This is a genomic window from Pseudomonas sp. FW305-E2 (assembly GCF_058782925.1).
On sequence record NZ_JBYSYE010000041.1, the window covers coordinates 41,183 to 53,447 of the forward strand.

At 62.3% G+C, this 12,265-nt stretch carries 10 protein-coding genes; 2 read left to right on the forward strand and 8 right to left on the reverse strand.

The window, feature by feature from the left end:
- Positions 1-7 precede the first annotated feature (7 nt).
- From AC3WLP_RS22935 to leuC, 6 genes are all read right to left on the reverse strand, one after another.
- Positions 8-754, reverse strand: a complete 747-nt coding sequence (locus AC3WLP_RS22935; RefSeq protein ID WP_088512710.1) for an SDR family oxidoreductase — start codon at positions 752-754, stop codon at positions 8-10.
- Between the two features lie 1,033 nt (positions 755-1,787).
- Positions 1,788-2,900 carry an aspartate-semialdehyde dehydrogenase gene (gene asd / locus AC3WLP_RS22940; RefSeq protein ID WP_003247195.1) on the reverse strand — a complete coding sequence of 371 codons (1,113 nt, stop codon included), beginning with the start codon at positions 2,898-2,900 and terminating at the stop codon, positions 1,788-1,790.
- Between the two features lie 63 nt (positions 2,901-2,963).
- Positions 2,964-4,046 carry a 3-isopropylmalate dehydrogenase gene (gene leuB, locus AC3WLP_RS22945; protein WP_003247194.1) on the reverse strand — a complete coding sequence of 361 codons (1,083 nt, stop codon included), beginning with the start codon at positions 4,044-4,046 and terminating at the stop codon, positions 2,964-2,966.
- 54 nt (positions 4,047-4,100) lie between these two features.
- Positions 4,101-4,865, reverse strand: coding sequence for a class I SAM-dependent methyltransferase (locus AC3WLP_RS22950; protein WP_088513105.1), 765 nt, complete (start codon positions 4,863-4,865; stop codon positions 4,101-4,103).
- Positions 4,866-4,981: 116 nt separating this feature from the next.
- Positions 4,982-5,626, reverse strand: coding sequence for a 3-isopropylmalate dehydratase small subunit (leuD, locus tag AC3WLP_RS22955; protein ID WP_004576935.1), 645 nt, complete (start codon positions 5,624-5,626; stop codon positions 4,982-4,984).
- Positions 5,623-7,056, reverse strand: a complete 1,434-nt coding sequence (gene leuC / locus AC3WLP_RS22960) for a 3-isopropylmalate dehydratase large subunit (RefSeq protein WP_088513104.1) — start codon at positions 7,054-7,056, stop codon at positions 5,623-5,625. The genes leuD and leuC overlap by 4 nt, the downstream gene beginning before the upstream one ends.
- A gap of 131 nt (positions 7,057-7,187) precedes the next feature.
- On the opposite strand from leuC, the gene AC3WLP_RS22965 reads away from it, so the two are divergent.
- The gene (locus tag AC3WLP_RS22965) at positions 7,188-8,066 is read left to right on the forward strand and encodes a LysR family transcriptional regulator (protein ID WP_012053276.1); all 879 of its coding nucleotides are present in this window, start codon (positions 7,188-7,190) and stop codon (positions 8,064-8,066) included.
- Positions 8,067-8,127: 61 nt separating this feature from the next.
- Positions 8,128-11,424 carry a bifunctional diguanylate cyclase/phosphodiesterase gene (locus AC3WLP_RS22970; protein ID WP_004576934.1) on the forward strand — a complete coding sequence of 1,099 codons (3,297 nt, stop codon included), beginning with the start codon at positions 8,128-8,130 and terminating at the stop codon, positions 11,422-11,424.
- Between the two features lie 89 nt (positions 11,425-11,513).
- Here AC3WLP_RS22970 and AC3WLP_RS22975 read toward each other — a convergent pair whose 3' ends face one another.
- Together AC3WLP_RS22975 and AC3WLP_RS22980 are read right to left on the reverse strand one after the other, a co-directional pair.
- Entirely contained in the window at positions 11,514-11,957 is a 444-nt protein-coding gene (locus AC3WLP_RS22975) for an Hsp20 family protein (protein WP_003247188.1), read from the reverse strand.
- 2 nt (positions 11,958-11,959) lie between these two features.
- Positions 11,960-12,265 (reverse strand): hypothetical protein (locus AC3WLP_RS22980; protein WP_492576293.1); only part of this gene is annotated, 306 nt, incomplete at its 5' end.

The following is a 12,265-nucleotide window of genomic DNA, read 5'->3' on the forward strand; positions in this document are numbered from 1 at the left end:
GGCGCGCTCAGCGCCCGCCGCCCAGGTCGATGAAACTGCCGGTGGCATAGGAGGCTTTGTCCGAAAGCAACCAGAGGATGGCCTCGGCCACTTCCTCGGGATGCCCTCCTCGGCCCATGGGCAAGCCAGGTTCAAGCTTGCTGACGCGATCCGGGTCACCCGAAAGCGCATGGAAACCGGTATGGATATAGCCTGGTCGTACGCCATTGACGCGTACGCCCTCGCCTGCCACTTCTTTGGCCAGGCCGATGGTGAAGGTGTCGAGCGCGCCCTTGGAGGCGGCATAGTCGACATACTCGTTGGGCGAACCCAGGCGTGCGGCGACCGATGATACGTTGACGATGGCCCCGCCTTGCCCGCCATGCCGGCGCGCCATGCGCAGCAGGGCGTGCTTGGCGCAGAGCATGGGGCCGACGACGTTGGTCTTCATGACGTTCAGCAGACGGAACTCGGACATGTCCTCGACCCTGCTTTGCTGGCCGATGGTGCCGGCGTTGTTGACCAGTGCTGTGACGGGGCCGAGCTCATCGTCGACGCGCAGGAACAGCTGGATGATTTCATCTTCGACGCTGACGTCGGCGCGCACCGCGATGGCCTCGGCGCCCAGGGCGCGGACCTGGCTGAGGATGGCTTCGGCGGCTTGGTCATCGGCGTGATAGTTGATGCAGATGCGGTAGCCCTGGCGGGCGGCCAACAGCGCAGTGGCGGCGCCGATGCCGCGGCTGCCGCCGGTGATGACAATGACGTTCTCCATGGGTTTGCCAATGGTTTGGGGAAGGGAGCATCGACAATAGGCGAAATGGCGCTGCGTTGGAATGACGAAGATCAGCACAGCCAACCCTCTGCTGTTGATGTGGCTGTTGATCTGGCTGTTGATCTGGCTGTTGATCTGGCTTTTGATCTGGCTTTTGATCTTGATCTTGATCTTGATCTTGATCTTGATCTTGATCTTGATCTTGATCTTCGCGACTTCAGGAGGCCGAACGCAGGCCTTGCGGAGGCAGGTGACGGGCATGGATGCCCGTCAAGCGCTGAGGCCCCAGGATGGGGCCTTCGGCGCGGTCCTGCCGGGAGCAAGGCCGGAGTGAGGGGACCCCGGAGCGCAGCGCAGGGGCCGGATGATGGGAGCGCAGCGTTTTTTGGTTACTTTTTGTCGCGCTTGACAAAAAGTGACTCGCCGTAAGGGCGAAAAGGTGAGTATGTGTCGCCATCGTGAATGGACTGTTCGCTGAGTCAAAACAGACGAATTTGCTTCTTGCTTCTTGCTTCTTGCTTCTTGGATGTGGGCATTCACACCGAGTAGGTATTCATTCACGCAGGTGGCGCATAGTCACCTTTCCGCCCTTACGGCGGGTCCCTTTTTGTCGTGGCAAAAAGGAACCAAAAACCGTCGGCTCCCATCATCCGGCCCCTGCGCTACGCTCCGGGGTCCCCTCGCTCCGGGCTTGCTCCCGGGAGGACCGCGCTGCAGGCCCCATCCTGGGGCCCAGCGCTTGACGGGCATCCATGCCCGTCACCTCCCTCCGCAAGCCCTGCGCTCGGCCTCCTGAAGTCGCAATCTGCGTCGCCTGAACTACCGCGCACTTAGAAGCAACGGCAACGGCAACGGCAACGGCAAGAGCAAGGGCAAGGGCAAGGGCAAGGGCACTGTCAGAGCAGACATTTCGCCATTAAACAGCGGCATGACTTATCCGGCGATTAGGCCCGCGACTCAAATGCAAACCTTCAGGCATAAAAAAATACCGCACTGTTACCAGTGCGGTATTTTTCAGGTAAAGCCTGAACGATCAACGCTCCAGCAGAATCCGCAACATGCGGCGCAGCGGTTCGGCGGCGCCCCACAGCAGCTGGTCACCTACAGTGAACGCGCCCAGGTACTGCGAACCCATGTTCAGCTTGCGCAGGCGACCAACCGGGATGTTCAGGGTGCCGGTGACCTTGGTCGGGGTCAGCTCCTGCATGCTGATTTCACGCTGGTTCGGCACCAGCTTCACCCAAGGGTTGTGCTGGCTGATCATGCCTTCGATGTCGGCGATCGGCACGTCCTTGTTCAGCTTGATGGTCAGCGCCTGGCTGTGGCAGCGCATGGCGCCAATGCGCACGCAGATGCCGTCGACCGGGATCGGGCTCTTGAAGCGACCGAGGATCTTGTTGGTTTCGGCCTGGGCCTTCCACTCTTCACGGCTCTGACCGTTCGGCAGTTCCTTGTCGATCCACGGGATCAGGCTGCCCGCCAGCGGCACGCCGAAGTTCTCGGTCGGGAACGCTTCGCTGCGCATGGTCTCGGCAACCTTGCGGTCGATATCGAGAATGGCGCTGGCCGGGTTGGCCAGGTCATCGGCCACTGCCGCGTGGGTAGCACCCATCTGCTTGATCAGCTCGCGCATGTTCTGCGCGCCGGCACCCGAAGCCGCCTGGTAGGTCATGGCGCTCATCCACTCGACCAGACCGGCCTCGAACAGGCCACCCAAGCCCATCAGCATCAGGCTGACAGTGCAGTTGCCACCGATGTAGTTCTTGGTACCGGCGTCCAACTGCTGGTCGATGACCTTGCGGTTGACCGGGTCAAGGATGATCACCGCGTCATCCTGCATGCGCAGGGACGAAGCGGCGTCGATCCAGTAACCCTGCCAGCCGGCTTCACGCAGCTTGGGGAAGACCTCGTTGGTGTAGTCGCCGCCCTGGCAGGTCAGGATCACGTCGAGGGTCTTGAGTTCTTCAATCGAATAAGCGTCCTTGAGGGGCGCTGTATCCTTGCCCACGTTCGGACCCTGGCCACCAACATTGGAGGTAGTGAAGAACACCGGCTCGATAAGGTCGAAATCCTGCTCCTCCAGCATCCGCTGCATGAGCACGGAACCGACCATACCGCGCCAACCGATCAGACCTACACGTTTCATCGCAACTACACCTTTGCTAAAAGTGGGCCGCCACCGGGAATTTTGGGGGGCGGGCCAGAGAGATTACAGATTCCGCAGCGCTGCGACTACTGCGTCGCCCATTTCCTGCGTACCAACTTTGCGGCAGCCTTCCGAGAAGATGTCGCCGGTACGCAGCCCCTGGTCCAGAACCAGGCTCACGGCCTTCTCGATCGCCTCGGCGGCAGCCGACTGATTGAAGCTGTAACGCAACATCATCGACACCGACAGAATGGTCGCCAGTGGGTTGGCGATACCAAGGCCCGCGATGTCCGGTGCCGAGCCGTGGCAAGGCTCGTACATGCCTTTGTTGTCGGCATCCAGAGACGCCGAAGGCAGCATGCCGATGGAACCGGTCAACATGGAAGCTTCATCCGACAGAATGTCACCGAACATGTTGTCGGTCACCATCACGTCGAACTGTTTGGGGGCACGCACCAGCTGCATGGCAGCGTTGTCGACGTACATGTGGCTCAGTTCCACGTCCGGGTAGTCCTTGGCCACGTCTTCGACCACTTCACGCCACAGCTGGCTGGAGGCCAGAACGTTGGCCTTGTCCACCGAGCACAGCTTCTTGCCGCGCACGCGGGCCATGTCGAAGCCGACACGGGCAATGCGGCGCACTTCGCTTTCGCTGTACGGCAGGGTGTCGTAGGCCTGGCGTTCGCCACCTTCCAGCTCGCGCTGGCCACGCGGGGCACCGAAGTAGATGCCGCCGGTCAGCTCACGGACAATGAGGATGTCCAGGCCCGACACGATTTCCGGCTTCAGCGACGAGGCATCGGCCAGTTGCGGGTAAAGGATGGCTGGACGCAGGTTGGCGAACAGGCCCAGTTGCGAACGGATCTTCAGCAGGCCGCGCTCCGGGCGAATGTCTCGCTCGATCTTGTCCCACTTCGGCCCGCCAACAGCCCCCAGCAGCACCGCATCGGCCTTGCGCGCACGCTCCAGGGTTTCGTCGGCCAGCGGCACACCGTGCTTGTCGATGGCGGCGCCGCCGATCACGTCGTGCGCAAGGCTGAAGCCGAGCTGGAACTTGTCGTTGGCCAGCTCCAGTACCTTGACCGCTTCGGCCATGATTTCCGGGCCGATACCGTCACCTGGGAGAATCAGAATCTGCTTGCTCATGCTTTCCTCTATCCATTCACGCGGTGCGGCCAAGCGGGCCCCACCGAAAAGTGCTTAACGCTCGGCCCACAACACCAGCACATCCGTGCTGAATGAGCCGTCGGCCTCGATCTGGTAATACTGCCGTACTTCTTCGCCCATGGCTTGCTGCAACTGGCGGATGGCCACGCGCATCGGCTCGGGGGTGCGCATGCGCTCAACCCAGGTGCTCCACTCCAGGCGCAACGGTTGGCGGGTGTGGCTGCGCACGTGCAGGCCGGCTTCGCTGACCTGGCGTTGCCACTCGGCGGCGGAGTAGTCGCGCACGTGGCTGGTGTCGCGCAACACTTCGACCGTTTGCAGGTAAGTGTCGAGCAGCGGGCTGCCCGGCGACATCACATCGATGAACGCCGCCACACCACCGGGCTTGAGCACCCGGCGCACCTCGCGCATGGCCAGGCCCAGGTCGCTCCAGTGGTGGGCCGAATAACGGCTGAAGACAAAGTCGAACGACGCATCGGCGAACGGCACGCGTTCGGCAGCGCCGCGTTCGGTCGTGATATTGGCCAGGCCACGCTCGGCGGCGGCGCTGGCGACCACGTCGAGCATGGACTGCGAGAGGTCGTAGGCGACCACTTCGGCAACCAGCGGGGCGACGTGGAAGCTGACATGACCGGCACCGCAGCCCAGGTCCAGCACGCGGGCATGGGCCTGCTCTGCCAGCTCAGCCTGCAGCAGGGCGAATTCACTGCCTTGGGCGTGCACGGCGCTGCTGAGGTAGGCGCTGGCCTGCTCGCCGAACTGGCGTTGGACCACATCGATGTGCTGGGTGCTGGTCATGTCTCGTTCCTTTAGATTTTTGTTGCCTGTGCCGGCCTCTTCGCGGGTAAACCCGCGCCTACAACGACCGCGTAACCCTCTGCCCGCGAAGAGGCCCGCACTGTCACCTACGAACTTCAGGCATCACGGAACAGCCAAGGCTGGCTGGCGCGGTGCTTGCTTTCGAAGGCCTTGATCGCGTCGCTGTCCTGCAGGGTCAGGCCGATATCGTCCAGACCGTTGAGCAGGCAGTGCTTGCGGAATGCATCGATTTCGAAGTGCAGCACCTTGCCATCTGGGCGGGTCACCGCCTGCGCCTGCAGGTCGATGGTCAGCTGGTAGCCCGGGTTGGCTTCGACCTGTTTGAACAGCTCGTCGACTTCCTCATCGCTCAGAATGATCGGCAGCAAGCCGTTCTTGAAGCTGTTGTTGAAGAAAATGTCGGCAAAGCTTGGCGCAATGATGCTGCGGAAGCCGTACTCGTCCAGCGCCCAAGGGGCATGTTCACGGCTGGAGCCGCAACCAAAGTTCTCCCGCGCCAGCAACACGCTGGCGCCCTGGTAGCGCGCGTGGTTGAGCACGAACTCCTCGTTGACCGGGCGCTTGCTATTGTCCTGGTAGGGCTGACCCACGTCCAGGTAACGCCACTCGTCGAACAGGTTCGGGCCAAAGCCGGTGCGCTTGATCGATTTCAAGAACTGCTTTGGGATGATCTGGTCGGTGTCGACATTGGCACGGTCCAACGGTGCGACGAGGCCAGTGTGCTGGGTAAAGGCTTTCATGCTGCGCTCCCTTGGATCAACTCGCGGACATCGATGAAGTGGCCGGCTACCGCGGCAGCGGCGGCCATGGCCGGACTGACCAGGTGGGTACGGCCACCGGCGCCCTGACGGCCTTCGAAGTTGCGGTTGGAGGTGGACGCGCAATGCTCGCCGCTTTCCAGGCGGTCCGGGTTCATCGCCAGGCACATCGAGCAGCCTGGTTCACGCCATTCGAAACCGGCTTCGAGGAAGATCTTGTCCAGGCCTTCACGCTCGGCCTGGGCCTTGACCAGGCCCGAACCTGGCACGACGATGGCTTGCTTGACGCTGGCGGCCACCTTGCGACCCTTGGCGATTTCCGCCGCAGCGCGCAGGTCCTCGATTCGCGAGTTGGTGCACGAGCCGATGAACACACGGTCCAACTTGATGTCGGTGATCGCCTGGTTGGCGGTCAGCCCCATGTACTTCAAGGCACGCTCGATCGAACCACGCTTGACCAGGTCGGCTTCGGCCGCCGGATCCGGTACGCGCTGGTCGACGGCCAGAACCATCTCGGGCGAAGTGCCCCAGCTGACCTGTGGCTTGATCTGGCTGGCATCCAGCTCGACCACGGTGTCGAATACGGCATCGTCATCCGACACCAGGTTTTTCCACGATTCAACCGCTTGCTTCCACTGCTCGCCCTTCGGCGCGTACGGGCGCCCTTCGACGTAGGCAACGGTAGTGGCATCGGTCGCCACCAAGCCAACGCGGGCACCGGCTTCGATGGACATGTTGCAGATGGTCATGCGGCCTTCCATCGACAATTCGCGAATGGCACTGCCAGCGAACTCCATGGCGTGACCGTTGCCACCGGCAGTGCCGATCTTGCCGATCACGGCCAGGACAATATCCTTGGCGGTGACGCCGGCCGGCAATTGGCCTTCCACGCGCACCAGCATGTTCTTCATCTTCTTGGCGACCAGGCACTGGGTGGCGAGCACGTGCTCGACCTCGGAGGTGCCGATGCCGTGGGCCAGGGCACCGAAAGCGCCGTGGGTGGAGGTGTGCGAGTCACCACAGACCACGGTCATGCCCGGCAAGGTGGCGCCCTGCTCCGGGCTGATGACGTGGACGATGCCCTGGCGCTCGTCATTCATCTTGAATTCGACGATGCCGTATTCGTCACAGTTCTCGTCGAGGGTCTGCACCTGCAGGCGCGAAACCTGGTCGACGATCGCCTCGATACCGCCCTTGCGCTCTGGCGTGGTCGGCACGTTGTGGTCCGGCGTGGCGATGTTGGCGTCGATACGCCACGGTTTGCGATTGGCCAGGCGCAGGCCTTCGAAGGCCTGGGGCGACGTCACTTCGTGGATGATGTGGCGGTCGATGTAGATCAAGGACGAGCCGTCATCACGGCGCTTGACCTCATGGGCTTCCCAGAGTTTGTCGTAGAGCGTTTTGCCAGCCATCAGACTGTTCCTCATCAGCGTCTTTCTATGCCAAAGACCCCTTGGCTTGTACGGACGATGCTAGGGGGTTAGATTGAATAACTCAAATTCATAATTTTTATGCTTTGGATAACCCAAAGGAATACGACACCATGGACCTGGCCAACCTCAGCGCCTTCATCGCCATTGCCGAAACCGGTAGCTTTTCGGGCGCAGCCGAACGCCTGTTCCTGACCCAGCCGGCCATCAGCAAACGCATCGCCGGCCTGGAGCAGCAACTGGACGTGCGCCTGTTCGACCGCCTGGGCCGCGAGGTAACCCTGACTGAAGCCGGGCGCGCACTGCTGCCGCGGGCCTACCAGATCCTCAACGTCCTGGATGATACCCGACGGGCGCTGACCAATCTGACCGGGGCCGTGAGCGGTCGCCTGACCCTGGCCACCAGCCACCACATCGGCCTGCACCGCCTGCCCCCGTTGTTACGGACTTTCACCCGCCAGTACCCCGCAGTGGCACTGGATATTCAGTTCATGGATTCGGAACAGGCCTACGACGAGATTCTGCATGGCCGCGCCGAAATCGCCGTGATCACCCTGGCGCCCGAGCCACACCACTTGGTCAAGGCCGTGCCGGTGTGGGATGACGCCCTGGACTTTGTCGCCGCCCCCGAGCACCCGTTGGCCAACAACCAGGCGGTCAGCCTGGCTGACGTCGCCCGCCACCCGGCGGTATTTCCCGGCGGCAATACCTTTACCCACCATATTGTCCAGCGCCTGTTCGAAAGCCAGGGCCTGACGCCGAACATCGCCATGAGCACCAACTACCTGGAAACCATCAAGATGATGGTATCGATCGGCCTGGCCTGGAGCGTGCTGCCACGCACCATGCTCGACGAACAGGTTTCACCCATCGCTTTGCCCGGCATACAGCTGTCGCGCCAGCTAGGCTACATTCTGCACACGGAGCGTACGCTATCGAATGCGGCCAGGGCATTCATGGCCCTGCTCGACAGCCACTCAGGGCCCACCTGACTGGCTGTCAGCCAGCTATTCCGATTCCAAGGACACGTCATACGCCAAAGGTCTGGTACCGATGCCCAAATCAGCAAACCGCTTTTTGCGCCTGCCGCGAATACCTGCCGCTGATCCCCAGGAGTCCGAGCAGGCCTGGCAGAACGCCCCGCAACTGCTGGCAGCGCTCAACGGTGCGCGCCTGGGTGCCTGGCTATGGGATATCGAAAGCGGCAGGGTCAGTTGGTCGCGGGGCACCCAGGCCCTGTTCGGTTTCGATCCACAACGGCCACTGCCCGCCGATATCGATTACCTCGACCTGCTGCCCGAGGAGGACCGCGCCCGCACGCGTCAGGTGTTCCAGGCGGTGGTCAATGGCGAGCCGGTGGAGCAAGCCATGCGCCACCGTATCCGCTGGCCGGACGGCAGCCTGCACTGGCTGGAGATCAACGGCAGCCTGACCCACGACCCGCACGGCCGACCGCAGATGATCGGCGTGATCCGCGAGATCACCCGCCAGCGCGAACGGGAAACAGCACTGATCAATTCGGAAAAGCGCTTCGCCACGCTGTTCCACCTGAGCCCCAACGCCATTTTGCTGACCCGTCGCCACGATGGCATGATCTTCGAGGTCAACCAGCACTTCGAAAACATGTTCGGCTGGCCCGGCAGCCAGGTGATCGGCAAGACCAGCCTGGAACTGGGCCTGTGGGTCAACCCCGAACAGCGCCACCAGATCATGGAGTCGACCCGCGCCAACGGCGGCCCGTTGATCATGGAGGTGCAATTTCGCGCGACCAGCGGCAAGGTGCATGACGGCATCCTGTGCACCCAGGGCATCGAGCTGGAAGGCGTGACCTTCCTGATCAGTACATTCGTCGACACCACCGAACGCAAGCGTGCCGAGCAGGCCCTGAAGGACAGCCAGGAGCGGCTGGACCTGGCCCTGGACTCGGCGCAACTGGGCACATGGGACTGGCACATCCCAAGCGGCATGCTCTACGGCTCAGCCCGCGCGGCGCAGCTGCATGGCTTGCCGCCCATCCCTTTTCATGAATCGTTCGATGCGTTCTTCGAAGGTGTGCCGGAGCAAGAGCGCAACTCGATGCGACAGGCCTACCGCAGCCTGCGCGAAGGGCCTGCCGGCAACTATCAGATCACCTACCGGGTGCAGTTGGAAAACGGCACTTCACGCTACATCGAAAGCCGCGCGCGGCTGTACCGCGACGACCAGGGCATCCCCCTGCGCATGGCGGGCACCTTGCTCGACATCACCGATCAGGTGGAGCGCGAACAGCGCCTGAGCGCCTCGGAAGAGAAGTTTGCCAGCCTGTTCCAGGTCAGCCCCGACCCGATCTGCGTCACCCGCCAGGACACTGGCCAGTTCATCGAGATCAATCCGGCGTTCACCCAGACCTTCGGCTGGAGCAGCGAGCAGGTGCTTGGGCGTACCGCAGAGGAGATCGGCCTGTGGGCCGAGTCCGTCGAGCGCGCCAAACGTATCGAGCAGGTGATCCGCGAACAGGCCTTGAGCAACGTCGCCGTGGTACTCAACCACCGCAATGGCGCCCCGATGACCTGTGTGATTTCCAGCCGCCTGATCACCGTCGACGACCAGCCCTGCAGCGTGACCACCCTGCGCGACATCACCCAGCAACAACGCGCCGAAGCCGCGCTGAAGTCCAGCGAGGAGAAGTTCGCCAAGGCCTTCCACTCCAGCCCCGATGCCATCACCATCACCGAACGCCACAGCGGCCGCTACCTGGAGATCAACGACGGCTTCTGCCGCCTGACCGGCTACAGCACTGCCGACGTGATCGGCCACACGGTGTATGAGATCGGCATCTGGGCCGACGACAAGCAGCGCAGCGCGCTGCTGGCCGAATTGCACGAGCGCGGCCGGGTACACCACCGCGAGATGCTCGGGCGCAACAAGCGTGGCGATATCCTCACGGTCGAGGTTTCGGTGGAACCGATCACCCTCAACGAAGTGGATTGCCTGCTGCTGACCGCCCGCGACGTCAGCCAGCTGAAGAACGCCCAGGCGCAGATACGCCACCTGGCCTATCACGACCCGCTGACCAACCTGCCCAACCGCGCCTTGCTGATGGACCGCCTGAGCCAGCAGATCGCCCTGCTCAAGCGTCATAACCTGCGTGGCGCCCTGCTGTTCCTCGACCTCGACCACTTCAAGCACATCAACGATTCGCTGGGCCACCCGGTGGGCGACACTGTGCTGAAGATCATCACCGCCCGCCTTGAGGCCAGCGTGCGCCTGGAGGACACCGTGGCGCGTCTGGGGGGCGACGAATTCGTGGTGCTGCTCAGCGGCCTGGAAGGGAGTCGCGAACACGTGGAGGAGAAAGTGCGCGAGCTGGCCGACACCCTGCGCGAACTGCTGGCCGAGCCAATGTCACTGGATGGCCAGCGCCTGCAGGTAACGCCCAGCATCGGCGTGGCGCTGATCCCCGACCACGGCACCACACCGGCCGACCTGCTTAAACGTGCCGATATCGCCCTGTACCGGGCCAAGGACTCCGGTCGCAACACCACACAGCTGTTCCACACCACCATGCAGAAGGCCGCCAGCGAGCGCCTGCGCATGGAAAACGACCTGCGCCTGGCCCTGGCCCGTGGCGAACTGGCGCTGCACTTCCAGCCGCAGGTGGATGCCCGCGACAACCGCATCGTCGGTGCTGAAGTATTGCTGCGCTGGCACCACCCGCTACTGGGCCAGCAACCGCCCTCGCAGTTCATTCAGGTACTGGAAGAAAGCGGCCTGATCCTGGAAGTTGGCAGCTGGATTCTCGACGAAGCCTGCGACGCCTGCGCCCGTATGCTCACCGACGGGTTGATCGACGCTGATGATTTCAGCCTGTGCGTGAACATAAGCCCGCGACAGTTCCGCCAGAACGACTTTGTCGGGCGGGTGCTGCGCAGCCTGGACGATTACCGCCTGCCGCGGCAGATGCTGACGCTGGAAATCACGGAAGGCATCGTCATCCAGAACCTGGAAGACACCATCAGCAAGATGCGCGAGCTGAAGCGCTACGGGGTGAGTTTTGCCATGGATGACTTCGGCACCGGCTATTCCTCGCTGACTTACCTGAAGCGCCTGCCGGTCGATGCGCTGAAGATCGACCAGAGCTTCGTGCGCGATGCACCGGTCGACCCCAACGACGCAGAAATTGTCCGCGCCATTGTCGCCATGGCGCGCAGTCTGGACCTGGCGGTGATTGCCGAAGGGGTAGAGCTGACCGAACAGCTGGCGTTTCTCGAGCGGCTGGGGTGCCATCTGTACCAGGGTTATCTGCACAGCCGGCCATTGCCGTTGCTGGAATTTCGGCAGATGTTGCTGGAGGCGCCGGCAGATTACTGATCGCATGACGGCCGCGCACCTACCTGGGACCGCGTGAGAAGCACGAAAAAGGGCACCTCTGGAGGTGCCCTTTTTTCAGTGCCGCGCGGTCAGTTCAGCGCTGGTTTTTCGCTATTGATCGGAATGCGCTTGGCCTTGGCTTCTTCAGGCACGATGCGCAGCAGGTCGATGCTGAGCAGGCCATTGGCCAGGCCGGCAGCCTTCACTTCGATGTGATCTGCCAGGCGGAACGACAGCTTGAAGGCGCGTTGTGCGATACCCTGGTGCAGGTAGGTCACTTCAGCGGCGCTATTGTCGCGCTTGCCACCGGTCACGGTCAGGACACCTTTTTCGACCTGCAGGTCGAGGTCCTCTTCCTGGAAACCAGCTGCAGCAACCACGATGCGGTAGTGGTCATCGCCATGCTTTTCCACGTTATAGGGCGGGTAGCTGCTACCGGCCTCGTTACGTGCCGCGGATTCGAACAGGTCGTTGAAACGGTCGAAACCAACGGAATGACGGAACAGTGGAGCAAGAGAGAAAGCAGTAGTCATGGTCATAAACTCCTGAGATTCAGCAAGTAAGTCATTACGCGACCCGGCTTCGGCATCGCGTACTCAAAAGATATGGCCGAGGGAAACGCTTTCAAGGGGCAAACAGAAAAAATTTGATTTTTTTGCACGGGGCCTGATGGCCTATTTGCCGGTAAACCCGCCCCTACGACGACCTGTGCCGAACCACCGATGCGCGTGTGTGTAGGAGCGGGTTTACCCGCGAATACGGTGGCGGCGGCAACGGTGAACGGCCGGTGGAAATTGGCCAGCAGGCCCGGCCCTTTCGCGGGTGAACCCGCTCCTACGAC

Bases quoted from the DNA above. Each gene is read 5' to 3' on its own strand.
- AC3WLP_RS22935 (WP_088512710.1), bottom strand. From the start codon at position 754: ATGGAGAACGTCATTGTCATCACCGGCGGCAGCCGCGGCATCGGCGCC.
- asd (WP_003247195.1), bottom strand. From the start codon at position 2,900: ATGAAACGTGTAGGTCTGATCGGTTGGCGCGGTATGGTCGGTTCCGTG.
- leuB (WP_003247194.1), bottom strand. From the start codon at position 4,046: ATGAGCAAGCAGATTCTGATTCTCCCAGGTGACGGTATCGGCCCGGAA.
- AC3WLP_RS22950 (WP_088513105.1), bottom strand. From the start codon at position 4,865: ATGACCAGCACCCAGCACATCGATGTGGTCCAACGCCAGTTCGGCGAG.
- leuD (WP_004576935.1), bottom strand. From the start codon at position 5,626: ATGAAAGCCTTTACCCAGCACACTGGCCTCGTCGCACCGTTGGACCGT.
- leuC (WP_088513104.1), bottom strand. From the start codon at position 7,056: ATGGCTGGCAAAACGCTCTACGACAAACTCTGGGAAGCCCATGAGGTC.
- AC3WLP_RS22965 (WP_012053276.1), top strand. From the start codon at position 7,188: ATGGACCTGGCCAACCTCAGCGCCTTCATCGCCATTGCCGAAACCGGT.
- AC3WLP_RS22970 (WP_004576934.1), top strand. From the start codon at position 8,128: ATGCCCAAATCAGCAAACCGCTTTTTGCGCCTGCCGCGAATACCTGCC.
- AC3WLP_RS22975 (WP_003247188.1), bottom strand. From the start codon at position 11,957: ATGACTACTGCTTTCTCTCTTGCTCCACTGTTCCGTCATTCCGTTGGT.